The following is a 23,836-nucleotide window of genomic DNA, read 5'->3' on the forward strand; positions in this document are numbered from 1 at the left end:
AAATGCCACGATGGCATTTTTCAACAGGCAGCTGGGCCTACCGAATCGATGCGCCGCTGCTGGAACGCTGGAAGATTTCGCAGGAAGAGATGTACCAGAAGCTGACCGACGCCTATTCGCGCGTCGCCAAGAAGTTTGACGTGCCGATGATCCCGGCCGGCGCAGCGATTCAAAACTATCGCCGCCGCGACGATCGCCAATACCACGTCGACGCCGACTTCTATTTGCAGTCGCCGCCAGAGACCGGAACCCCCAAGCAACACAATTCGTTGGTCGCCGGCTGGTACCGCAACAAGGAGAAAAAGCTGCAGCTCGACCCGAAGCATATGAACAAGCGCGGCGCTTATCTGATTGGCGCCGTTGGGTACGAAGCGCTGACCGGCAATGACATCCGCCAGAACAGCTTCGTTCCCCCCCGTATTCCGGCCGACGAACTGAAAGTCTTGCAGGAAGTGGCGCACGAGACGGTCGCCAGTTTCCAACAACCGGCGGCCCCGCAAACGAAGCTGCAGAACGGACGCTAGTCCTGCAGTTCGAAATCCAATTGGTTTTCTCCCTGAGCGACGCTGGCGGTCAGGCCGGACGATTTGAACGACCCGTATCGCTTGGGCAGAAAGTGTTTGGGGCGCACGACGGCGGCTGACGTCGGATCATCCGGATTGGCTTCTCGCATCGTTTCCATGACGTCCTTCGAGATTTTCACCTGATGGTTGCCGAGAATCGCGCCGTCGCCGTAGTCGAACGTCGTCAGTTCAGCGATACCGTCGGCGTCGGTCACTCCAGAAGCGCTTCGCTGTGATTCTGTCGAATTAAACGACACGCGAGCACCTTCGACCGGACCTCCCTGGTAGGTCACTCTGACACGGGTCGGAAAGACATCGACGCCTGGGTTTCGCGACGCGGTTCCGCCGCAGCCGGCCAGGACGGCGATTGCAGACCACAGCAAAACCAGGGGTAGTGTCGGCGCAAAGCTAGAGCGCTGGGTTCGTAAACGCATGAGGGCCTCTTCATTTCAAGAGAGAGCGCCGCGGATTGGGCGCTCTCGTTAGGCGGGTAAACGGGAAGGTGGGATTCGGCTTACGGAAGTTGCTTGGATTCGCCGCCGCCGATCGTGCCCAGGGCGCCCCAAACGCCATAAGGACTTTCGCCGGTGGTCAATGGAGCGCTGGTGGTCGAACCGGTGTCGATTGTTTCCGGAATGAAGCGAACCGAAGCATCGGCCAAGACGACGTTCACGCCGCCTGGGTGATAGCTGGTCGCCGAGGTGAGCGATTCGACCGTGTTCTCGTTCGTTCCGGTCCAGCAGGAGGGACCGTTCGGAGGCAGCACCGTTGAGAAGGCGTTAAACGCTGCGAAACCATCATTCCAGCGCTGGCTACCGCGATTGCTGCCGCTTGACGCGTATTCATTGCGATTGGTCGTCGAAACGGCCGCCAAGCAGGCCGAGGGATCGGTTGCAAATGAAATCGAAGGTGCGTGTCCCTGCTTCACCAACTTGCCAGTCGTGCCGACCGAGCGTTCCGCCATCATGACGGTGTTGCTGGTCCCGTCGATCACATCGCGGAACGATGTACGGGCCTCGTTGCCGTAGTTGAACATGCCGCGCAGACGGCGGTCCCTCGAGGTTAACGACGTGAACGAATCGCCGATCGAGAAGCGATAGTTACACGGCGCTGTCGTCACGCCCCCGACCGCAGCATGCGAGACGCCAGGATCGGAGGGGCACAGCAGCGCGTCCAGCCGGACTTTCCAAGGGGCAAAATCGGCCCATGGGGGCGGCGGCGCCATAAGGCCATGATTCTTGATCTGATCTGCCAGGGCGTTCTGCTCCAAGAAGGGTAGCAGGAAGATCATCCCTCCAACCCGTTCGGCGTACCCGTTCGGTTCGTTGGTGTTGGCGACGCCGCGCGGAGGAAAGGCGCCGAAGGTGTCATGGTGATTGTGAAGCGCCAGCCCCAGCTGCTTTAGCTGATTGCTGCACTGCATCCGACGGGCCGCCTCGCGAGCTTGTTGGACGGCGGGAAGCAAGAGCGCGATTAAGACCCCAATAATGGCGATCACGACTAGCAGTTCTACCAGGGTGAAACCCCGATTCTTACGACACAGATGGGCTTGCATAGAAATCTCAGAGGAAAAGAGATTGGAATTAAGAACGGTCCCAAGCGGAGCGGAAAAGTGGCGTGCATAAATGCCGCTTTGGGTGGGCATCATACAACCTAATCTAAGAAATACCAGTTTTGTTATCAAGTGAATTGCATATTATTTGCCAATTGATTCCGGTAATTTGCAGAAATGAAGAAATTTATCTAGGCCTGCCAGTGCTGTTACGGCTGACAGTCAAAGGCAGGGAGTCGGGCCGATTTACGATCAATGGCTATTTTTGCAGAGCTGTCTTAATTGCCCAGATTACCATAAAGGCTACGGTGATCGTCACAGATCGAGGCCGTTGAACGCTGGGGAGTTTTCAACGATTCTCGCGTCGGCGATCCCATCGTTAATCATTCCCTGATCAATCGTTGGTCAGCGGACCGACTGCCCAATTCCATGAGCCCATGCGCGGGGACTCCGATCGGCGGCGGAGACTTTGATGGCCTCCTAAAGGTTACGCGCTTGAACATCGTCGCGATTAGCACGCTGGCTCCCCAGCATCGCTTCGTTTTGTCGAAGCTGCACGACGCCAGCCCGCTTCGTCATCTGATTCAGCCGGTTTGGTCCGCCAAGCCCGCCAGTTGGCGGCAATACGGCAAACTGCTGCATTCTCCCTTCTCGGTGATCAATCGCCGGCTGCAGTCGCGCTATCGCAACTGGCGCGACGATCGACTCTACCGGACCCTGGCCGAGCGACTTGAACCTGCCGCTGCGGAGCGTTTCTCGGACGTCGAGCAGTCGCTAGTTGCGATCGATGACTTCAACCGTGCGGCGAACGTCGATCTGATTCGTCAGTTGCAGCCCGACGTCATCGTGACGAGCGGTTGCCCTATTTTGAAACCGGAAATCTTCGGGCTGGCTCGCCTGGCGACGATCAACATCCATTGGGGAATCGCCCCCGATTATCGCGGCGAGAACACGCTCTTCTGGCCCCTTTATCACAACGATGAAGCGAACGTCGGCGTGACGATTCACAAGATCGACGCGGGGATCGATACCGGGCCAATTCTCGCGCATGGATTCGTCGACTGCGGGCCGGAAGATGGGGAAGCGTCGGTCACCGTCAAAGCGGCTCAGGTGGCGGCGCGACTGTTGCCAGGCATTGTGGCGAAGATCGAGGAGACGCAATCAGCGACGGGGCAAGTCTCGACTGAAGCGGGAACGCTCTATCTGGGGCGGCAGCGCACCTGGCGGCACGATCTGACGCATTGGTGGCGGCGGCGACGCGCTTCGGACAGGCGGACGATTGAGGCCCACGACGAGATCTATATCGACAAGCCTGCGTCCGGCTTGGCGTCTTAGTTCGAGAGAAGGCTGGCGCGGCGGGTCGCCATCGGCCGAAGGATACTTGTGCCGCTGGCGAACTTGCGATCCTGATCGATCGAAAGGAGGTTAGAATTCTAGCAGTCCGTTGATTTTCTCGACGGACTGCGTGATTGCACGGATGCGATCCCAAAATAACGACGTAAGTCGTTATTTTGCGAGCCGCGAAGAGCTATGCTCTGAGTCTGGCGAGGTTGGAAAATGCCACGATGGCATTTTCCAACAGGCAGCTAGCGGTGAATTTCCTTCTTTCCGATATCAGGACAATGCGATGCCCTGGAGTGGACCGCGAATTCCGCCAACCGCGATTGTTGCTGATCTGTTAGGCCAAGGTTTACGCAGCCAGGCCGAAGGCGTTGCGCTCGCTTCCACCAAGATGCAATGGACCTGGCGCCAACTGGACGACGTCAGTACGCATTTAGCGCGACAATATCTGCAACTCGGCTTGCAGCCGGGTGACCGGATCGCGTCGCTCATGCCGAACCGGACCTCGCTGGTGATTCATTACCTGGCCTGTCTGAAATCAGGCCTGGTCGCGACGCCGCTAAACTACCGCTACATGCCGCCAGAGATTGATCACGCTCTAGAGCTTAGCGGCGCCGCGGTATTGTTGCACCATGCCGAAAGAGACGCCGACGTCGCCGCTTGCCGGATGACGCAGCAGTTGTCGCATGGCACGATTCGGTATCGTGCCGCAGATTCGCTTGGCCTGCAGTGGGAAGCGCTGATGGGTCGGCCTGCCGCCGATCAATCGCTGAAGCCGCCGCAGCCAGATGATGTGGCGTTCATCTATTTCACCTCTGGCAGCACCGGCAAACCGAAGGGCGTTGTTCATACGCAGCGGACCTACGCCGCGATGCTGGCGGCGACGATCGCCGGCATGGAGTTGACGGCGGACGATACATTTTTACCGGCATCGTCGTTTTCGCACATTGGCGCTTCGCTGTTTGGGCTAGCGACGCTCGCTGCCGGCGGCCGATTGTTGGTTCCCCGCACAACTGAAGCGCCAGAAGTCGTCCCGCTGCTCGAGACGTTTCGTCCGACGGTCATGTTGATGTTGCCGGCGCCGCTAATCGCGCTGGTCCGCGATCATGACGTGCGAGGAGATGATTTCGCGTCGATCCGGCTGTGCGTTTCGGGTGGCGATCGGGTCTCGGCGGTGCTGGAGCAAGAGTTTATTCAACTGGCCGGCATGCCGATTGACGAGTCGTACGGCATGACCGAAATCGGCCTGGCGGCAATCTGTCCCCCATCGGGCGAGATTCGCTTGGGGTCGCTCGGCAAACTCTGTCCCGGCTACGAGATGTCATTGCGTGACGCCGACGGAGCGGAAGTTGACGCTGGCGCCGAGGGGCGACTCTGGATTCGTTCGGCGACCAATATGATTGGATATTGGCGAAACGACGAGGCGACCGCCGAAACGATTCAGCACGGTTGGATCGATACCGGCGACATGGTGCGAATCGATGACGAGGGGTATCTCTGGTTCTACGGGCGACAGAAGCAAATCATCATTCATGACGGCTCGAATATCTGCCCGCAGGAGGTGGAAGAAGCGGTCGCCGCGCATCCTTCGATTGACCAGGTCGGCGTGATCGGCGTTCACGATGTGATTCATGGCGAAAATGTCCGCGCCTTCGTCACGCTTAAGGAGAACGCCGAGCGTCCGACCAGCGCCGAACTGATTCAGTTTGCCCGCGATCAAGTCGGTTATAAAGCGCCGGAAGAAATCGTCTATCTCCCGGCAATGCCCCTGACCGCCAGCGGCAAGGTCGATCGCACGGCGCTGAAAAATTGGACGCGTGAGAAAAGCGAACAATAATTGCAGCCTGCGGCGCATCTTCGCTTTTATGGAAAAAAGTGCGAACCATCTCGCGAGTTGGTCGTCTAACTTTCAGCCACCAAGACGCAACCTTTAAAACAGCGAATATAGACCGATGTTGCTCAAAAACCTCAATACGTTACTCCAAAGCGGCGCCAGCCCCAGTTGGTTGAATGAACCGGAAGCGAATATTCCGGCGGCGCTACCGCTACGCTTGTGACGCAGGCACAATGCCTGCCGCCTTTCTTACAAAGGCCTGATGTCGCAAGCGGCATCAGGCCTTTTTTTGTGGACTTTGCGAGCCATTTATGGCCCGTTCGGCTTCGGGTGAGGCCAGCGGTTTTTCAAGCCGCGCAGGTTGGGTTCGACTCCCACACGGGCTGCTTCATTTTATCGGGTAGAGGTGCACTTGGTAGCACGCCGGTTTTGGGAACCGGAGGTTTTCGGTTCGACTCCGAGGTACCCGACTATTGCCATGGTAGTCGAGGGCTGGTCGCCCGCGTCCGGCTGATATCCAGATGACGCTGAGTTCGATTCTCAGGGCTATCACTGTTTTGTTTGACGAAAAGGAAGGTCACGATGTTTCGCTTGCAACGACTCAAACGTTCGCCGCAACACCTTTTGAGGTTGTGGTGTAACGGCAGCATAACGGACTTTTAATCCGTCTGGCGCAGGTTCGAATCCTGCCAGCCTCACTTTACGCAGTCGCACTGGTGGTCTAGCGGCGAAGACTCCGTACTCGTACTACGGCGACGTCGGTTCGACTCCGGCCCGGTGCTCTTTGACTTGACGATGCGTTTCGCGCCCATGATGTAGCGGTAGCCTACTGCCTTGCCATGGCGGAAGTGTGGGTTCGACTCCCACTGGGCGCTCTTTGATTTTGTGGTGGGTCCTGTGTTGGTACGGGAGGGCGGCTGTTAACCGCCCAGTCGCAGGTTCGATTCCTGCCGCCACAGCTTGATTGGGAGAATAGAACACGGACGCCACGGATGAATCACGGAAGGACACGGTAAGAAAACAAGGACGATGAAGTAGGAAGATGGAGATGAAGTCGAGATGTAGCCTCTCGCCACACTTTCTCTCTTTCTTACCGTGCTCTTCACCGTGGCCTCCGTGTTCAATTCCTCAAGAAAATACGTCTCTGGTGTAACGGCAGCATGGCTGGTTCCAACCCAGTTGGTCAGGGTTCAAATCCTTGGGGACGTGCTTCAACAACGGGCTTATCGTCTAACAGGAAGATGCCGGTTTTGCAAACCGGCGATCCGGGTGCAACTCCCGGTAGGTCCACTTTTTACGAATGGTCCCGTGGTCCAGCGGCGACGACATCTGTCTTACAAACAGAAAACGGCGGTTCGATTCCGTCCGGGACTACTTCACGAACCAGGAGCTTCGATCATGACGAAAAACACCCGCTACATCCAATGCAGTCTCCGTCGCGAAGTCGCCGACGGCACGCTATGCGCGACGTCCTATTTGCCGCAGCAATTTGCTCGGCCTGGCGGAGTCGTGAAATTGCGCGATGAGCAAAACGAGTGGACCGACGGCTGGATCGTCGAAGAGGTGGGCCAGTCGATCCTCGGCCTGGCCGAGGTCCCGGACGCGCACAAAGCGATCCGCGCCCATCGCCAACAAACCGGCGACAGCTCGCGCCGGGCGAAAAACTAACAGCGCGCTTGCGAGCAAGCGCGCTCCCCCGCCTAGATACGCCAACGCGGCAGAGCGGTCTGGTCTAAACCCAGATGTTTGCAGGTTCGACTCCTGCTCTAGGCACTTGTCGAGAGACATCATGGCTCGGTAGGCAACTGGCAGACCAAGCTGACTTAGAATCAGCTATGCTGTGGGTTCGAATCCCACCCGAGCTACTGCAAGAGGCAATTGCGGTGCGGTACGCAAACAGGCAAAGCGACGAAGCTCAAACCTTCGTGATCGATTGCGGGTTCGATTCCCGCACGGGGCACTCTAGCAGCCGCCAGGCTGCGGCGTCTTGTAAGGACGATTTAGTGCGCTGGGTCAGCGGGCGTGCGGCGCCGAAGTCGCGATCGGGCTGGAGGGCGCTAGCGCCGTTAGGTGGGCGAGATGCGGGAACTGGCCGCGCGGCTTTTTGGGTGGGGGCGCTGTGCGTCGCAAGCGAAGTTGACCGCGCCGGATAGCGTCAGCCAGCGCCGCCGGAACGGCCGCCTCGGCGCAAATTAGGTTTGCGCGGCTGTTGGTGCATTTGGCCTGCATCACCTGTTGATTGGCGATCGCCTCGGCTCTTCTTTGTTCCGCCAAGGCGGCGGCGACGCGAAAATCGGCGTCGGCTCGATCGATCTGCAGTTGGGCGCCAATGTTGCGCTGGACGTCGATCTGGGCGATGTCGATGGAAACGATGGAGAATGCCGTTTGCGCATCTAACTCTTGGGAGAAGACCATCCGGCTGATTAGCGCCGGATCGCGCAGCGGATCCGAGTAGCTTTGGCACCCGCCAATTGCCGAAATCACTCCCTGCCCTACCCTTGCGATCACGGTCGACTCGGTCGCTCCGCCAATCAATTGCAGCAGATTCGTCCGCACGGTAACCAGAACGCAGACCTTGAGCTGGATGCCGTCTTGCGCCACGCAGTATAGCGCCTCGCTACCCGACTGATTGGGATCGGGACAGACGATGACTTTTGGGCGAACGCTGGTCTGAACGGCGTCCAGAATGTCGCGACCGGCCAGGTCGATGGCGGCGGCAGTTTCCCAGTCGAGAGAGATGCCAGCTCGATCGGCGGCGATCACCGCCAACGTGACGCGGCGGATGTTACCCCCGGCTAGGTACTGCGCTTCCAAGTCGCTGGTCGGGAGCGGCGGTAATCCCGATTGAATCGCCATGATCTTGCAGTCGACCACCTCTTGGGCGCTGACCTGTCGTAGAGACATAAACAATAGGTCGAGAAAACCAATGCGGGTTCCGGTTGCGTAGGCTTGAAGCCACAAGCGAAGCGGTTGCGCCAGTAGCCAAACCAGTCCGACCAGAACGAGAGTGACTGCGATGAGACTCCAGAATGTAATCAACTGGAAATCGTTTCGTATGCCGTGGGGAGAAGACCCGAATGACTTCCGGCGATGGAAAAGTCGGCGTGCGTGGTAAGGAGACAACTGGCGTCGCATCGTTTAAGCATTGCGTTTTCCCGTTCGCGACTGAATTTTGGCGAGCTTTCGTTTGGCGGCCGCTTTGACGTCCGCTTGAATTTCGTCCATGGATAGAACGGCGTTGAGATCATCGGCGCCATTCTTGGCCATTCCGGCGGCGACGTAGACGATGCCGCGATTGTAAAGAATCATTCCGCGCAAACTGGCGGGTCCGTCTGGCGCCTTCAGGGCCGACGTGTAATCGTCGATGGCGCCTTGATGATTTTTCAGCTTCGCTTTCGCCATCCCCCGTTTGTAAAGCGTGGTAGCGCGGTCGCGTTTTGAAAAACAGTTGGTGATCCAAGCGATCGCATTCATTGGGAAGCTCCTTCTCGCACTCGTTTTCTTGGTTTCGACGTTCCCTTGGATCGGGGCGCCGTTTGGTATTGTTCGCACCGCTGCTGCACTGTTCTAAAGAGTGCGCCGTCAATCGGTTCGTATCGCTCGGCGCGGACGAACCAAAACGCGAGACCGCCGCAGTTGTGTTTCGGAGTGCCGTCGCTTTGCGGAGCGCGCACGCCGAGCGATCCCTTCTTGCCCGTCTTCTTCCATCCACGCCGCTCCATGATCATTCGGACCAGCACGCCAATCGCCTGCCGGAGACGCATCGAGCGGCTTGAATCGCCTTGGCCAAGAAAGCGATCAATTGCAGGCTGCGACTCCAACTCGCGGACGACGCCCGCCAACGCGGCTCGGTCGTGATGCAGTTCCGACTCTTCCATCCGGCGTTGGCGATCGGCGCTATTGAAAAACGCCAGCACCGCGTCAAACGTCTCGCTTGGATCATCCACGACGTCGGCAAACTTGGTTCCCTGACGATCCGCCAGGTAAACGTTGCGGGTAATTCGGATGGTCGGCATTTCGCCTCGCGGCCTGTAAAAACTACTGCTGTCGAAAAGATACCAATTTATCAAGTACAAAAATTGTATGTCTAAATTTGGTCTGCGACTACGGAGAAACCCGAGGAATTGCGAGTTTCGACGTTGGCGGGCTGTTCCGGGGCGCTTGGCGCCGCAGGACGTTAGGCGCTGATTTAGCCGCAGTTTGCGCTCCGTTACGAAGAGGTCCCGATGAGTTATTAAGCAGGAACTGACGAATCGCCCCACTTTCGCCCTATCGGTAAACCTGCGGAACGCGTATACTATGTACAGTAGGTCTGTCGATCGTGACTACGCTTTCAACCCTTCTCCAAGGGCTGGTCCCGACGCTCTTTCGCCCGTCCCACTTGGCAGGTCGTATTGCGACCGCCTTCTTAATCTTTCGGGCGCGGCTTTACGCCATCCCGGTTTACTCAGTTCAGGAGAAATACGTTGGGTAAAAAGCTTTATTGCGGCAATCTCACTTACAATACGTGCAACGCCGATCTCGAGCGGCTCTTTGGCGAGTACGGCGTCGTGCGCGAAGCGCAAGTCATCGTCGACCGGGACACCGGGCGTAGCAAGGGTTTTGGCTTCATCGAAATGGAGTCGGACGAAGACGCGCATGCGGCCATCGCCGGTCTGAATGAATTTGTACAAGACGGTCGCCCGTTGATCGTTAATGAAGCGAAGCCGCGCGAAAATCGCAGTGGCGGTAGCCGCAGCTTTAGCGGTGGCGGGCGCCGCTACTAAGCGACGCGGTCGATTCGTCGCAGAATCATTTGGATGGCATTGCGCCGCGCTTTCGTGGCAGGCGCAGGCCTTCTTTCTCGCTTTAGATCGGAGACGCGTGAGCAAAAACCGCAACACGATGGAAAAGAATCGTCGCGAGATCGAGAAACGAAGAAAAGCGGAAGAGAAACGGATGAAGCGGCGCGTACGTAAGGATTCGGCGGACGCTTGAGCGTTTCGCCTCGCTGATGCTCACCAAGGATTTTGGGTTTCATCAAGGATGATGTTCCGAGAACGCCAAGCGGAGGTTCAAGTACATTGTCCCAATCAGAACAATCGGTCCTGAAGACATTTCGCAAGTTCTACATGAGCCCCGGCAAGATGCTCTGCTTCACCAGCGTCGAACTGGACGCCAAGAAGAGCGCTTTCGACAGCCTGGTCGACAAACGATATCTAATGCGCGAAAAATTCGCCGGCGCCTACTCGCTAACGAGTCGCGGATACCGGCGGATGCAGCAGTTCGCTTAAGCGGCTGCTCTTCACCGCGACAGCGATAGCTGTGACATCTCTGCCAGCATATTGAGGCGGCCTGAGAGCGTTTCCAGCTTTAAAGAGAGCGGAATCATTCGCCAATCGCGTCTCCCGCGCTCCGTGCACGGTCGAGACGTGATTGATTGATGACGTGACTACTTCAGCTCCTTCACCCGAATCCGCCGATATTCCATCTGCCCGCGGTCTCCTTCCAGGCCAATCGGTCCGGTTTCGGGCAACTGGAGCGCTTCTTCCAGCACTTCGCCATTGCAGGTGCAGTGGGCGACGTTGTCTTTGACGGTGACGACCATCTCGTTCCACTCTTGCGGCTTGTAGTTTTTCAGTTCTTTGTAGGGCCCGGCCAGCGGATAGTCGCGGCATTGCAGCTGTGGGACTCGCAGGAAGACGCCGCTGTCGGCGTTGGGCGTGGCGCGGAACTCGAGCTTCAGGATGAAGTCGCTGGGGAACTCTTTGGTGGTCCAAAGCTGCTGAATGCGGCGACCTTCGGCCGGCGTCGTCACCGCCAAACGGTCGTTGATTGCGAGGTAGCGGCCATCGCTGCTTGCGGTCTTGCCATCGAAGACGATGTCTTCCGCATAGGTCGGCCAGGCGAGCCCTTTCGGAAACTTTTTCCCTTCCGGCGTCTGCTTGAACATCCAGCCGGTCAGGTCTTTGCCATTGAACAGGCTGACGAAGCCGGGCTCGACTGCAAAGTTGTCAGGCTCGGTTTCCAGATAGCCGAGCGTCGCGAAGATTGGGCGAAGCGCGGCAGCCCACATGTCATAACCAACTTTGTTGGGGTGGAGCAGATCGGGGAACTCGGCCGCTTTGGCGTTACCTTCCTTATCGGCGAACAACGTCCAGGTATCGAGCACCGTCACCTGCGGATCGCCATGGACCGCTTCTTTGTAAAGCCGATTGACTTCTTTGATTTTGTCGGCCGGGCGGCTCTTGTTTTCGGAGCTGGGGAAGACTTCACAAACAATGATCGGCATCTGAGGGTTGTGCTTCTTCAGCGCGGCGATGATTCGCTTGAAATTGGCGGCGATCGTCGCCGGCTCGTCCTGCTCTTCCAGGTCGTTGGTTCCCATTAACATTACGACGGCCTTGGGGTTGAGCGACAGCACATCCTCGTCCAGCCGCAAGAGCATACCGCGGGTGGTGTCGCCGCTGATGCCGCGATTGGCGACCTTCAGATCGCCAAAGCTGTTCCCGAGGCTGTCGCCCCAGCCTTGCGTGATCGAGTCACCCAAAAAGACGATGGCGCCTTGGTCGGCGTCGACCTGCGTGGCCCACTTGCTCCGCTTGTTCTTCCACAGATTACGGAACCAGTCGTAGCGGCGAATCGTCCCTTCGCCGGGCAGACCTTCGTCGGTCGCCGGGATTTCAAACTTGGCGTCGGTCGTCGCATCTTGGGCGAGCGAGACCAGGGAGATCGACAAAACCAGAGTCAAGGCGAGGAGACTGCGGAGAGATGGAGGGAAAGTCATTCTTGATACCGTGATGGCTTTTTGGAAGCGAGGGGCGTTTGTTCGCGGCCCATTATAGTTGGGGTAAATTCGGGATGCACCACGCCGATTTACGTTTCTTCTCTCAAGATGCGCGAACCCTGTACGGTGGGGGCGTCTCTTCTTTCCTCAGAAGATGGGCAGCGCTGCTAATAGTCGGGCGGCGCGCCCAGTTTGGTAGCCAAGAAATGTGGTGCTGTTCTTCGGCGAGTTTTTCTATTCTGGCGTCTGTAGTGTATGCGGCATGCATGCCTGCATGTGAAGCGGGAGGTAAGGGGTCAACTCCCTTCGGACGCCCTTCTTTCCGTCCAATTCTTAGCCCAGGAGATGCCCATGATGACAACCCGCGAGCTCGATCTGCGCCGACTCAACAGCGCGACCAAATACCCGTCGATTCCGACCTACCACGCGCTCGGCGAGCGGGGTGTGCTGTTGGAGGACGCGGTGACGCTCGAGAGCGATTCGCTGATCGTGACCGAAAAGGTCGACGGCACGAACAGTCGCATCATCTTGATGCCCGATGGCTGTTACCTGATTGGTAGTCGCGAAGAGCTGCTGCACGCCAAGGACGACCTGGTCTTCAACCCGGCGCTCGGCATTGTCGAAACGCTGCGTGCGACCGCCGACCGAATCGTGGCTAGCTGCCCTACGCCGGAAGAGACCGTCACGACGGCTTATCTCGAAATCTATGGCGGCAAGACGACGGCGGCGGCCAAGCAGTACACCAGCCGCCGCGAATTCGGTTATCGCGTCTTCGACGTGAGCCGCGTGTCGCTGAGTCAACTCGATCAGGAGCCGAGTGCGATTGCGATCTGGCGCGAAAACGGCGGCCAGCAGTTCCTCGACGAAGGAACGCTAGCGGCAATGGCCGCGCAGATGGATTTGCCGCTGACGCCGCGGGTGGCGGTTGTCGACGGCATTCCTCGTTCGATTGCCGAGACGCATGACTGGCTGAAGACCAGTCTGCCCACCAGTTTGGTCAAGCTCGACGATGCGGCCGGCGGAACGCCGGAAGGTGTGGTCGCACGCACCAACGACCGTCGTCAAATCGTCAAGATTCGCTACGAGGACTACGAGCGAACGGCAAAGCGCCGCGCCAAGCAGCGAACGAGTTGATTCGTTCGCCAGTCGTTAAATCAACGGTTCAGACATTTCCTCCCTTCGCGGGAAAATGTCTGAACCTTCTTTTCGCAATCTCGTCTGTTTGATTACCCAACTGTTTGCCAGGAGTACATCACCACCTTGTCCAGGTGGCGCGAAAGCGCCGATCTCTTGGCGTCCCTTCGTTGGGCCTTTATTGCAACGAAACACGTCCGACTGCCCACGGGGAGTCCATGACGGTCCTAAGGTAGCGATGTCGGGCGACCGACTAGTGAGCGGCGCCGGAGTCTCTTGATAGACAAAGGGGCCAGTCAACCGCCGGTCTTGCGCGAGTGCCGGTATGGGAAGGCCGATTTGGGTGAGAGCCCGTCTCTCTGTAACCCTTCGTCGGACGCTATTTGAAAACGCGAACTGACTGCCAACTGAGAATCCAAGAAACTTTGTGGCCGCAAGGCTATGCGGGTTCGAGTCCCGCCTACGCGTTGAAAGACTCGTAGATGCGAACTGGAGAGCGACAGAGACGTTCTCAGTCAATCATTTCGTCAGTTTTTTACCTATTGTGAAAGCGTTGAAGCTGAGGCTGACTGCCGAGTTGGAGTACATGTTAATTCGAAGGTTATTGGTTCGATTCCAATCGGCGTGTTTCTCGTACGCGTCGTAGCTCAATCAGGCAGAGCATCGAGAAAAAACTCTGATTCACCCCTTCGTCAGCCCTTTTATCGCACATTCCCGACTGCCGTATCGGAGTCCATGGATTATGACCCCGGAGGTTGCGGGTTCGAGTCCCGCCGGCGCAATTTTTAATGATGTGGCGCCGTAGCTCAATGGCAGAGCGCCGTCTCTGATTCAATCCCTCGTCGGGAACCTTTTGTTTCGTGGGTGAGTCGTAGCGACTACAAGAATCTCGCCGCTAGACTCGAACCTTTCAGTGGCTCCATCCCACCTGTTCTTACCGGCACAACGATCTGACTGCCGGTGCAGAGTACATGGTTGATAACCGTCAGGTTGAGCGGGTTCAAATCCCGCACCGCCCGCTTTTTTGTCTCGGGCGGTAGCTCTGTCCAATCTTCGTCAGATTCTTTTTTTCAAGGCTGCAGCGTTAGCTCGCGTTCTTTCAGGTTCGCGGCGGATACGCTCTCGCTGAGGAGGTCGTGATGGCCAACAAAACGCTATTCTCGGGTCGCAACAACCGTTTGCCAAAGGCGACCGCACGCAACAAAGCGGGCGGCCGCGCTTATCGCCTGGAGCCGAAGCACGCGCTGGCGCAAATCGCCGCGACCGGTTGCTTCAATGGCGCCTACTATGCCACGGCGCAGACGCAGCTCGATGAATTGCTGGGCTTGATCGCCCGGGTCGATGACGACCGCTTCTTGGCGAAGTTGGCGATCTATGCGCGGCAGAAGGCGTTCATGAAGGACATGCCGGCGGCGCTACTATTGGCGCTATCGACGCGCGACACGCAGCTCATGCACCAGGTCTTTGATCGGGTGGTCGACAATGGTCGCGTGTTGCGGACGCTGTTCCAAATGCTGCGGTCGGGTCAATTTGGCCGGACGAGCCTATCGGCTTCGCTCCAACGCGCGTTCCAACGCTGGCTGAACGAAGCGACGGACGGCAAGCTGCTGTCGGCGTCGATCGGCGCCAACCCGTCGCTGCGCGATGTGCTGCGTTTGGCTCGACCAACGCCGAAGGATGACGCGCGGCGGGCGCTGTTTGGTTGGCTGACTGGTAAGGAAGTCGCCAAATGGGCGCCGGCGACCGAGGCCGACTTGCCGCGGATCGTACAGCAGCTGATCGCCTATCGCGCGGCCAAACGCGGCGCCGAGCAAGCGGCGATCGTCTGCGAGATGAACATTCGCTGGGACTTGCTAGCGGACGCGGCGATCAACGGTGACGTTTGGAAGGAGATCGCGCGGCAAATGGGTCCGCAGGCGCTGCGAATGAACCTGAACACGTTGCGTCGACATGGCGTGCTGCGTGATCCGGAGATAGTTCGCTACGTGGCGGATCGGTTGGGCGATGCCGGCGAGGTTCGCCGTGGTCGGCAATTTCCGTACCAGTACCTGGCGGCGTACTTGAATGCGGATCGTGAGATTCCGCACGAGGTCCGCTCGGCGCTGAAAGATGCGGCGGAGATCGCTTGCGGCAACATTCCGCAGTTGCCAGGTCCGATCGTCATTGGCCTCGACACGTCGGGCTCGATGACGTTTCCGGTAACGGGCGCTCGGGGCGCTGGCGCGACCAGCAAGATGCGGTGCGTCGACGTGGCGGCGCTGTTCGCCGCGGCGATCATGCGGCGGAACCCGGACAGCGTGGTGATCCCGTTCGATACGCAGGCGTACGACGTCCGGATCGACCCGGATGACTCGATCCTGAGCGTCTCGGAGCGACTGGCGAAGTATGGCGGCGGTGGAACCGATTGTTCGCTGCCGCTACGGGCTGCGAACGAGAAGCTGCGGAACCGGAAGTTCGCAGGCTGCGTCCTGGTGAGCGACAACCAAAGCTGGATCGGCCAAGGTCATTTCGGTTCGACCGGCGTGATGTCAGCTTGGAACGAATTTGTCGCCAACCAACGGAAGTTAGGCCAAGCCTCGCCGAAGTTGGTTTGCATCGACATCCAGCCGTACCAAACGACCCAAGCGCCAGAGCGGCAGGACATCTTGAACGTCGGCGGCTTTAGTGACGCGGTGTTCAATGTTGTCGCTGGGTTCCTGCGCGACGACCAAGCGCGGATGGTGCGCGAGGTCGAAGCGATCGAGTTGTAAGTCGAACGCCCCTGGCGCGTGAAAGCGCCCAGGGGCGTTTTTTGTGCGCGTTTGAAATAGTAGCCCGAAGCGCGAGCGAGGGAAATTCGGTCGCAAGCGTCTGACCATTGTCGAATCTTAAGAGACGTAGCCCATCTTCATCGTCATTCTGGTTTAGACATTCGTCATTTCGCTAAACGCATTTCCCTCGCTCGCGCTTCGGGCTACTATATCTTGCGGTTCCGAACCTTTGCCCCATACGGCCTGTCCCTACCTTCTTACAAGATTTCAATCGTAAAGTGCGATAGACTAGAGATCGCCAATCGGAATGGCGATCGTTTCTCCTGGGGATAGCGTAGAACAATGAACGGACGGCAACTGCAAAAGCTCGGCGTACCGGATGAGTGTCACCGCGAGGCGATCACGGCGATTCAGTTCGCCATTTCTTCGAAGGCGACCGACAGCAAGCGGATTAAAACGACGATCAAGCAGATCCTGGAAACGCCGGAAACGTATTTGGCGGACGAACACTTCGGCCGGTTTGCCCAAGCGCTGATCGACGAACGTGAATTCGTCCGGCCAGCGCCGGTGAAGTACGAAACGTGGGGGCGTGACGGGATCGACCAGCAATCGCATTACCAAATGCAACAAGCGTGCGGCGTGCCGGTAGCGGTCGCGGGCGCGCTGATGCCGGATGCGCACGTTGGGTACGGTCTGCCGATCGGCGGGGTGCTAGCGTGTGAGAACGCGGTCATTCCGTACGCGGTCGGCGTCGATATCGCTTGCCGCATGAAAATGTCGGTCTTGGATATTGCGCCTGACGCGATGGATAGCGAGTTCAACCGCGTCAAGGAAGCGCTGGAAGGCGGTACGCGGTTTGGCGTCGGCGGCGAATACAAGAATCCGATGTCGCACGACGTGATGGACGCCGACTGGACGATCACGCGAATCACGCGCGAGAAGAAGGACCGCGCGTGGAAGCAGCTGGGTACGTCGGGTTCGGGCAACCACTTTGCGGAGTTCGGTCAGTTGACGCTAGCCGAGCGGGACGAAGAGCTGGGCCTGGACGCGGGTAAGTACGTAGCGCTGCTAAGCCATAGCGGAAGCCGTGGCGCGGGCGCGGCGGTTTGCTCAACATACAGCTCGATCGCGCAGGCGGCGCTGCCAAAGCGGTACGAAGATCTCGGCCGGCTGGCCTGGCTTGACCTCGACTCGGAAGCGGGTCAGGAATACTGGGCGGCGATGAACCTGATGGGGGACTACGCGGCGGCGAACCACGACGTGATTCACCGTCAGGTGTCCAAGCTGTTGGGTTCGCACATCATCGCCGGGGTCGAGAACCACCACAACTTCGCCTGGAAGGAAACGCATGGCGGCAAGGAAGTGATCGTGCATCGCAAGGGAGCGACGCCGGCCGCCGAAGGTGAGTTGGGCGTGATCCCGGGCTCGATGGCTGACCCGGCGTTTGTGGTTCGCGGCAAGGGAAACCCTGGTTCGCTGGGCTCGGCGTCGCATGGCGCGGGCCGCCAAATGTCGCGTACCAAGGCGAAGGAAAAGTACAGCTGGAAAGCGGTCAAGAACGACCTGGAAAAGAAAGGCGTTCGCGTCCTTTCCGCCGGCGCTGACGAAGTGCCGGGCGCGTACAAAGATATTCGCCAGGTGATGAACGAGCAGGCCGACCTGGTCGACATCGTCGCCCGCTTCGATCCGCGGATCGTAAAAATGTGCGACGACGGCAGCAAGGCCGAAGATTGAGAAAAAATCGCCGAGAGTCCGTCTGGCTCTCGGCGATTTCTATTGCTGGGAGTGATCCGGCAGGATCGGCGCTTCCCAGCCCTTCAGCTGGAGCGGCTGCACCCCTTTGCGGTGTCCGCCAAAGCTAAACGTCACCGGCTGGTAGGGACCGACAAAGTCGATTGCTAGCTTGGGCGTGATCTGATCTTCCAGGCCTAGCGTCCAGTAGGTCGCGTTGATCAGCATGCGGCGAAAGTCGTCGTCGAGTAGATCCTCGGACGCGCCATTGGTAGTTGTGAAAACGCGGCCGACTGCGCCATCTTTCCCTTCGTAGGTGCGAACCCAAACGCCGGGGCATGGTTTCTTGCCTTCGGCCGGGGCCGAGTCAGGCGTCATCGCGCTCAGCGGTTGGGCGTTGGCCAAGACGACGCTATCGGGCATCGGTTCGGCCCAGTATCCGCCTGACTGCGCCCACGGCTTCTCGACGCCGCGGAGGATGGGGTGATTTTGTTGCTGCGGCAGGATGTCGAGCCGCGTGCTCATCTTGTGGTTCGTGCCATAGTGACCGGCCCACGTTTCGCCCAAGACCTGTCGACCGAACCCCTTCTCGTACTCTGCTCCCTTGTAGTTGGCGTCAAAGCGGGCGAACTTCGACTTGCCGGGGATCTTGAAAGCGTGAGTCGCAGTCCGCATTCCAATCACGGGACCGCCTCGCTCGAGATAGTCGACGATCGGTTGCATTTGCGCTTCGGGGAAATTCTGAAAGCGGAGGAAGACGACCATCAGGTCGGCGTCGTCGAGCGCCTCGGTTCCAGGCATGTAGCTGGAACCGGGCGTGATCTCACCGCTGTTGGGATCGACCGAAAACAGGACCGTGCATTTAAAGCCGTGCCGCTTGGCCAAAATGCGGGCCAACGCCGGCAAGGCTTCTTCCGAGCGGTACTCGTGATCGCCGGCCAGAAACACGATATGCTTTCCATGTCCGACGCCGGCATCCCCCTCGTAAACCAGCGACTCGGCGTGAGCGGCCAGCGGGAAGGGGACGCACAACGCGATCAGCAGCAACACGATTCGACGCATGACAGGTTTTTCCCTAAGGCGAAGTTGGTGAGAGATCTCGCGATGAGCAACGCGACTATTTATCGTAGATCTTGTGCTTCTCGTCTCCCGCGGCCAGTACGAACGCGGCCAGGTCGTAAATCTCCTCTTCGGTCAACCAGTTTGTCAAGCCGTTCGGCATGATGGTGGTGTTGGTCTTGGCGACGTCGTCGATGTCATCTTGCGGGATGATCGTCGGCTTGTCGGGATTCAGCGGATCGGTCAGCAGGTGAAGTTCGTCATCGGTCTCTTTGACGACCATACCGGAGATCGCCTTCCCGTCGATCGTCAGGACCGATTGCATCCGATACTGCATGTCAATCTGCCGGGCCGGATCGAGGATCGACTCCAAGACATGCGCCGCCGTTTGACGTCGCGGATCAAGCTTCGATAGGTCCGGACCGAAGTTGCCCCCCTTGCCGTTCAGCTGATGGCACTGGGCACAACCCAGGCGACCGAAGTAGACCTGGCCGACGGCGAAGTTTCGCTTTTCGCTGGTCACCTTGTCGGCGGTCAGATCATTGATGGTCCATTCTTTGACGAACTTCGGCGTCCAGCCGTCGCCGGTCGACTCGCTGGCGATCGCCTGGGTTCCATCTTCCAGCGGGTACTTCTCGATCAGGTCATTGGCGAACCAGAAAGTGGCGTCGCCTCGGTCGATGGCCCGGATCTTGGCGACCTGCTGCGGCGTGATCGGCTTGGCTCGGTTCGTCCAGTTGTTGCGGACGAAGGTAAGCACGGCGGCCAATTCCTCGTCGTTGAGCAACTGACGGAAGCCGGTCATTGGCGGCAGCGGCGGCGAGCTATATCGCTTCCCCTTCACTTCAATCGTCCCATGCATGCCGTCGAGCGCCATGCTGATCAAACGATCTTCGGAGCCGGTCGCCCAGATGCTGCCATCGAGCGGCGGATAAAGGTTTGGCATCCCCTGGCCGTGCGGTTGGTGACACGTGGCGCAGTGGCTTTCTCGCATGTAGACTTCCTTGCCGAGGGCGAGGATGTTCGGATCAACTTTGACCGGGATGCTGTTCCGTAAGTCGCGAAGCGTCTTGGCGTACTTATCCTGGTCGGTCATCATGCTGCGAGCCAACGCTTCGCCCAGGTTCAATTGCTGGGTGTAGCGATCGGCCTGACGTTCAACCGGCGTCGCCTGATCGGCTTGCTCAATCAATTTGGCGAGAATCTTCGCGCTTGATTCGGGCGTCAGCATCTCAATCACTCGCTTCGACGGCATGGCGGCCAGCGCCTCCAAACCAGCGGCGACGTTCGCCTCTCCCAGGCTCACCGTCGCAAAGTCGGCGATCCTTTCCGCTTCGTGTCCTGGCCAGGCCGAAATCGTGTCGATTGCGGCGAGACGCAGATCGGTTTGACCGGCAGGACGAAGGTACGAAGTCGGGATCGGCTGCTTCTTGATGCCGGGGCCTTCCCACGAAACCCGCAAGCCATCGCCCCCACCATTATCGAAGTAAGTGACGACCAACTCGTGCGGACCGGCGGTCAGGCTGACCTTGCCGCTCTTTTCGGTCATGCCATGCAGGCCATCATGATTGACCAGCAAGGCGCTATCGAGATAGATCCGCGACCCATCGTCGGAGGCGATCGAAAAAGTGTAATCGCCCGCCGACGGAACATCGATCGACGTCGTCATTCGCGTGGCGAACTGATTTTGACGCCCCTTAGGGACATACTTCGCGAAGTTCTCCATCCGGCCGACCATGGTCGGCTTGACCGCGTCGAGCGTCTCGTTGGCGACGTTCTGCGCTGGGTGGGGTTCGTAGTATTCAAAGGCAACCGCCGGTCCATCGTGGGCGGCGTTCGCTCCCATTGGCTGCAGATGGCTTGGCAGCTCATACATTAGCGGTCGAATCAACGCGTAGAGGGGAGCGGCTTGCGGCGACTTTTTAACACGCTTGGCGGCGGTTAGAAAATCGGCCAGTCCGTCGCGCGACTCAATGGCGTCGTCCCACGCGTCCTCCATCTTGCCGGTTTGGATCCAGGCCTGATAGGCGGCCGTGCGGACCTTCGAGGTCGCGGCCGCGTCAGCCAGTTCTGCCAGCAGCTCTTCTGCGCCGGCCAGCTTTTCGGGCGAGGCGCTGGCCAGCAGGTTGGTCAGGTCGTTCAGGCTGGCCAGCTTCTGCTGTTCGGCCTTGCCGACCCAGAAGATCAGTTCAGCGATCGACGATCGGCCTGACGCTTGAGCCAGGGCGGCGATCGCCTCCATCCGTACTTCAGCCGGTACGCCCCTGCGGCTGAGAATTGCCTGGTAAACTTTTGGGGTCCTGTCGAGCTTGAGCAACAGGTTGGTGCTCGCCTTTTTCAAGGCGTAGGAGGTCGCTGCAGGCGAGAGCGATTTGCCGGAGGCGATCGCCTCGGTGATCATCGCGTCGACATCAATCTGACCGCGGGCGTAAGCCAAGACGGCGTCAATTTCGGAATCGGTCGGCTGCGATGCGGCAAGGAAGATCACTTCGGCCGCTTCAGCGCCCTCAAAGTTGACGGCCGACTTGATCGCTTCGGCGCGGACCAGCGGCTGCGGATCTTGTGCGGCGGCAAATAGCAACTCGGCCCAGTTATCGACCGATCCGGCCCAATGACCAAGCGAACGAATCGCGGCGGCCCGAACTCGCGGCTCTTCGGCGCCGAAGACGCGAGCGACGAGATCGCGATTAGGCAGGCGATGTTCTTCGTGCACCCAGATGCATTCGAGCATCGCTTGGGCGTCATCCGGGTTGCCGACGTCTTTGTCAGCGACAAACTTGGCGATCGCGTCGGCGACTTCTTCCGAGTCGCGTCCGCTCAGTTCGATCCGAGCCCGATAGCGGGTGGCGTTTTCTTTGGCGTAGAACGCCGCCAGCACTTCGGCGATCGGCTTGTCCTTCAGCTTGACCGGTTGGACCAGGGGTCGCCCCTTGGCGGTGACCCGGAAGATACGACCATGCTGATGATCGCGATTGGGGTCTCGCATATTGTGTTGCATGTGACCGATCAACGCGTTGGCCCAGTCGGCGACGTACAGGGCGCCGTCGGAACCAATTTCGACGTCGGAGGGACGGAAATTGGGGTCGGACGAGACGAGGATCGGTTCGATTTCTTCAGCGCGAATGTCCGCGCCGTCGTATTTCACTTCATGCTGCAACACGCCGAGGAAACCAATGCAGTTACAGATCAGAAAATTGTTCTGCATTTCCTCGGGGAAGTGGCTGCTGTTGAGGATGCCGGTGGCGGCGACGGGGCGAACCCGCTTCTTGAACCACTGCTTGTTCCCCTGCCCTTTGCCGATGTTGACGTACGAACCGGTGCCGCTGGTGCCGTCATTGGCGAACTGGTAGCCCCAGGTATCGAAAACGTCGCCATGTGGATTCGGGCCGATCGGATAGTGGAATTCCATCTCGTAGGTCCGCGGATTGAAGCGGTGGACGCCGGTGGTGGTTGAGTGATAGGTTTGCGTCGGCGTTTCCATGGCGGCGACGTTAAAGACGCCGCGCGACCAATAGATCCAGCCATCGGGACCAAGCGCCATTGCGTTGGCCGAGTGGTGCGAGTCGGCGCTGGAGAGACCTTGCAGGATGCGAATCTTGACGTCGGCCTTGTCGTCGCCGTCGGTATCTTTCAGGAACCAGAGCTCCGGCAGCGCGGCGACGATCATGCCTCCGCCCCAGAATTCAAAGCCAGTGACGCTGTTCAAGCCGTCGGCGAACACGACGCAGCGATCGGCGACGCCATCGCCATCGTCGTCGGGAAGGCAGACGATCCGATCATGACGCGGTTCGACCGGATTCCAGTGGGGATAGCTCGGCCAGACCGACGCAAACATCCGTCCATTGGGATCGACCGCCAATTGCACTGGGTTGATCAGTTCTGGGAACATTTCTTCCGAGGCGAAGACGTTCGCTTCCAGCCCTTTGGCCAGTTGCAATTTTTCCAGGCCGGCTTCGGCGGTGCGATACGAAAAGCTGCCGTCCTCTTGATCGCCGGTGCGGTTCGGTTTGACGACCAACTCTTCGGGCAGATTGGTATCTTTGACGACCACTTCTTCGCCTTGCGCGGCGCCCCAGACCACTTTGTCGCGGTTGGCGGTCATGACGTCAAAGATTTCCATTTCTCGCAGCATCACGTCGGCGTTCGATTGACCGAACCAGGCGAGCTTCGAGCGTCCGCCAAAGACGTTGTAGCCGTCGACCACCCGATAGCGGCTGAACCAGTAGTAGTTCTTTTCCAGCACCGCTTCGCGCAGCTTGGCGATCAGGTCGGAGTCAGCCGGGGCCGGTTTGCCGAACAGGTCTTTGACAATCACCTCGGCGATCGCCTTGTTGCCATGATCGAGCAAGTGAATGCCGTTCATCGTCAGCGGCTTGTCGGCGGCGGCGTACATCGCTTGGGTCGGCGTGAAGAGATCAATAAACGTGACCGCTTGGGCGGCGCAAACCTGCTGCATCGCTTCGGTGTAGGCCTTGAGATTGACGTTGTTGGCCGAACCGTCCGGCAGATGGCGGTTGTATAGATTTTCGTGGGCGATCGGCGAGAAGAAGACAAGCTGCGGGGCGCTCTCGCCGTTGTACTTCTGGCTCCGCATTCCATCGATCGTTTCTTCCAAGTCCTTCTTGAACTTGGCTAGGTTGCCCGGGCCATGCAGCGCCTCGTTGTAACCAAAGAAGGCGAAGACGACGTCGGTCTGGTTCTTGCCGAGCCACTGGTCGGCGCTGCCGAAGTTGTCTTCGCGCGGGCGGACCTTCAGTTCGTCGCCGGGGAAAGCGAGATTCCGGAAGGTGAGATCAAGTTCCGGATGCAGGGCGTGGACATAGGTTTCCAACCACCCGTGATGCTGCATTCGATCGGCGGTGGTGTTGCCGATGATGGAGACATGGTCTCCCTGGTTCAGAGTCAGCGACTGGGCGTTGGCATCGGCGACGACCAGCAGCGTCAGGCACGCCAACAGAGAAAGGAAGGCGGTTCGCATACGGTTTGTTTCTCAAGTCGAGGCGGGAAGCGAAGCGGACGTAGTCCGCTGAGGTGTGACAGCGCGGTGATTTTGCAAATCTTAAACTCAATCCTGCGCGATTTCCAGACTTGAGCAAGATTCTGGGA

Annotated in this window: 17 protein-coding genes and 13 tRNA genes; 22 read left to right on the plus strand and 8 right to left on the minus strand. The window is 58.8% G+C overall.

What is annotated here, in order from left to right:
* Window positions 1–2: 2 nt before the first annotated feature.
* A complete protein-coding gene (locus Enr8_RS08665; RefSeq protein ID WP_146430526.1) occupies window positions 3–524 on the plus strand; it encodes a DUF4886 domain-containing protein in 522 nt (173 codons plus the stop codon).
* Here Enr8_RS08665 and Enr8_RS08670 read toward each other — a convergent pair.
* Window positions 521–778 carry a hypothetical protein gene (locus Enr8_RS08670; protein WP_146430529.1) on the minus strand — a complete coding sequence of 86 codons (258 nt, stop codon included), beginning with the start codon at window positions 776–778 and terminating at the stop codon, window positions 521–523. The two genes, Enr8_RS08665 and Enr8_RS08670, sit on opposite strands and share 4 nt — an antisense overlap.
* A 299-nt stretch (window positions 779–1,077) precedes the next feature.
* Window positions 1,078–2,118 carry a DUF1559 domain-containing protein gene (locus Enr8_RS08675; protein WP_146430531.1) on the minus strand — a complete coding sequence of 347 codons (1,041 nt, stop codon included), beginning with the start codon at window positions 2,116–2,118 and terminating at the stop codon, window positions 1,078–1,080.
* A 492-nt stretch (window positions 2,119–2,610) separates the two neighbouring features.
* On the opposite strand from Enr8_RS08675, the gene Enr8_RS08680 reads away from it, so the two are divergent.
* The 14 genes from Enr8_RS08680 (at window position 2,611) to Enr8_RS08730 (ending at window position 7,155) form a co-directional block, all read left to right on the plus strand.
* Window positions 2,611–3,450 (plus strand): formyl transferase, encoded by an 840-nt coding sequence (locus tag Enr8_RS08680; protein ID WP_186767528.1) that lies wholly within the window; start codon window positions 2,611–2,613, stop codon window positions 3,448–3,450.
* A 292-nt stretch (window positions 3,451–3,742) separates the two neighbouring features.
* The gene (locus Enr8_RS08685) at window positions 3,743–5,293 is read left to right on the plus strand and encodes a class I adenylate-forming enzyme family protein (RefSeq protein ID WP_146430537.1); all 1,551 of its coding nucleotides are present in this window, start codon (window positions 3,743–3,745) and stop codon (window positions 5,291–5,293) included.
* A gap of 310 nt (window positions 5,294–5,603) precedes the next feature.
* Window positions 5,604–5,676: transfer RNA gene (locus Enr8_RS25320), tRNA-Glu, on the plus strand.
* An 11-nt stretch (window positions 5,677–5,687) separates the two neighbouring features.
* Window positions 5,688–5,760: transfer RNA gene (locus tag Enr8_RS08690), tRNA-Pro, on the plus strand.
* A 156-nt stretch (window positions 5,761–5,916) separates the two neighbouring features.
* A tRNA-Lys gene (locus Enr8_RS08695) sits at window positions 5,917–5,988 on the plus strand.
* 12 nt (window positions 5,989–6,000) lie between these two features.
* Window positions 6,001–6,072, plus strand: a tRNA-Thr gene (locus Enr8_RS08700).
* Between the two features lie 22 nt (window positions 6,073–6,094).
* Window positions 6,095–6,165: transfer RNA gene (locus tag Enr8_RS08705), tRNA-Gly, on the plus strand.
* A gap of 9 nt (window positions 6,166–6,174) precedes the next feature.
* A tRNA-Asn gene (locus Enr8_RS25325) sits at window positions 6,175–6,249 on the plus strand.
* A gap of 179 nt (window positions 6,250–6,428) precedes the next feature.
* A tRNA-Trp gene (locus Enr8_RS08710) sits at window positions 6,429–6,499 on the plus strand.
* Window positions 6,500–6,509: 10 nt separating this feature from the next.
* A tRNA-Ala gene (locus tag Enr8_RS25330) sits at window positions 6,510–6,580 on the plus strand.
* A gap of 12 nt (window positions 6,581–6,592) precedes the next feature.
* Window positions 6,593–6,664 (plus strand) — tRNA-Val (locus tag Enr8_RS08715).
* A 24-nt stretch (window positions 6,665–6,688) separates the two neighbouring features.
* Window positions 6,689–6,958: a hypothetical protein gene (locus Enr8_RS08720; protein ID WP_146430539.1), complete on the plus strand. Its 270-nt coding sequence runs from the start codon at window positions 6,689–6,691 to the stop codon at window positions 6,956–6,958.
* Between the two features lie 30 nt (window positions 6,959–6,988).
* A tRNA-Leu gene (locus Enr8_RS08725) sits at window positions 6,989–7,063 on the plus strand.
* 18 nt (window positions 7,064–7,081) lie between these two features.
* Window positions 7,082–7,155: transfer RNA gene (locus Enr8_RS08730), tRNA-Leu, on the plus strand.
* 148 nt (window positions 7,156–7,303) lie between these two features.
* Here Enr8_RS08730 and Enr8_RS08740 read toward each other — a convergent pair.
* From Enr8_RS08740 to Enr8_RS08750, 3 genes are read right to left on the minus strand one after another with little or no spacing between them, the layout of a single operon-like run.
* Window positions 7,304–8,425: a flotillin-like FloA family protein gene (locus tag Enr8_RS08740; protein WP_146430542.1), complete on the minus strand. Its 1,122-nt coding sequence runs from the start codon at window positions 8,423–8,425 to the stop codon at window positions 7,304–7,306.
* A gap of 3 nt (window positions 8,426–8,428) precedes the next feature.
* Window positions 8,429–8,764 (minus strand): tetratricopeptide repeat protein, encoded by a 336-nt coding sequence (locus tag Enr8_RS08745; RefSeq protein WP_146430544.1) that lies wholly within the window; start codon window positions 8,762–8,764, stop codon window positions 8,429–8,431.
* Entirely contained in the window at window positions 8,761–9,306 is a 546-nt protein-coding gene (locus Enr8_RS08750) for a hypothetical protein (RefSeq protein ID WP_146430547.1), read from the minus strand. Before Enr8_RS08750 ends, Enr8_RS08745 begins: the two co-directional genes overlap by 4 nt.
* A 450-nt stretch (window positions 9,307–9,756) precedes the next feature.
* On the opposite strand from Enr8_RS08750, the gene Enr8_RS08755 reads away from it, so the two are divergent.
* Entirely contained in the window at window positions 9,757–10,056 is a 300-nt protein-coding gene (locus tag Enr8_RS08755) for an RNA recognition motif domain-containing protein (protein ID WP_146430549.1), read from the plus strand.
* Window positions 10,057–10,353: 297 nt separating this feature from the next.
* Entirely contained in the window at window positions 10,354–10,563 is a 210-nt protein-coding gene (locus tag Enr8_RS08760) for a hypothetical protein (protein WP_146430552.1), read from the plus strand.
* Window positions 10,564–10,721: 158 nt separating this feature from the next.
* Here the strand turns inward: Enr8_RS08760 and Enr8_RS08765 are convergent, their stop codons facing one another.
* Window positions 10,722–12,020, minus strand: coding sequence for a GDSL-type esterase/lipase family protein (locus Enr8_RS08765; RefSeq protein ID WP_246120006.1), 1,299 nt, complete (start codon window positions 12,018–12,020; stop codon window positions 10,722–10,724).
* Between the two features lie 278 nt (window positions 12,021–12,298).
* Between Enr8_RS08765 and Enr8_RS08770 the strand changes: the two genes are divergently transcribed.
* The 5 genes from Enr8_RS08770 to Enr8_RS08785 all read left to right on the plus strand — a co-directional run bounded on the left by Enr8_RS08770 (window position 12,299) and on the right by Enr8_RS08785 (window position 17,674).
* Window positions 12,299–12,371: transfer RNA gene (locus Enr8_RS08770), tRNA-His, on the plus strand.
* A gap of 36 nt (window positions 12,372–12,407) precedes the next feature.
* Window positions 12,408–13,190 (plus strand): RNA ligase family protein, encoded by a 783-nt coding sequence (locus Enr8_RS08775; RefSeq protein WP_146430556.1) that lies wholly within the window; start codon window positions 12,408–12,410, stop codon window positions 13,188–13,190.
* 636 nt (window positions 13,191–13,826) lie between these two features.
* Window positions 13,827–13,972: transfer RNA gene (locus Enr8_RS25335), tRNA-OTHER, on the plus strand.
* A gap of 357 nt (window positions 13,973–14,329) precedes the next feature.
* Window positions 14,330–15,940: a TROVE domain-containing protein gene (locus Enr8_RS08780; RefSeq protein WP_146430559.1), complete on the plus strand. Its 1,611-nt coding sequence runs from the start codon at window positions 14,330–14,332 to the stop codon at window positions 15,938–15,940.
* A gap of 342 nt (window positions 15,941–16,282) precedes the next feature.
* The gene (locus Enr8_RS08785) at window positions 16,283–17,674 is read left to right on the plus strand and encodes an RtcB family protein (RefSeq protein ID WP_146430562.1); all 1,392 of its coding nucleotides are present in this window, start codon (window positions 16,283–16,285) and stop codon (window positions 17,672–17,674) included.
* 39 nt (window positions 17,675–17,713) lie between these two features.
* On the opposite strand, the gene Enr8_RS08790 is transcribed toward Enr8_RS08785, so the two are convergent.
* A complete protein-coding gene (locus Enr8_RS08790) occupies window positions 17,714–18,733 on the minus strand; it encodes a ThuA domain-containing protein (RefSeq protein ID WP_146430564.1) in 1,020 nt (339 codons plus the stop codon).
* Between the two features lie 55 nt (window positions 18,734–18,788).
* Window positions 18,789–23,708, minus strand: coding sequence for a PVC-type heme-binding CxxCH protein (locus tag Enr8_RS08795; protein ID WP_146430565.1), 4,920 nt, complete (start codon window positions 23,706–23,708; stop codon window positions 18,789–18,791).
* Window positions 23,709–23,836 lie beyond the last annotated feature (128 nt).

The sequence above is a fragment of the Blastopirellula retiformator genome (genome assembly GCF_007859755.1).
In the GTDB taxonomy this organism is placed as follows: Bacteria; Planctomycetota; Planctomycetia; order Pirellulales; family Pirellulaceae; genus Blastopirellula; species Blastopirellula retiformator.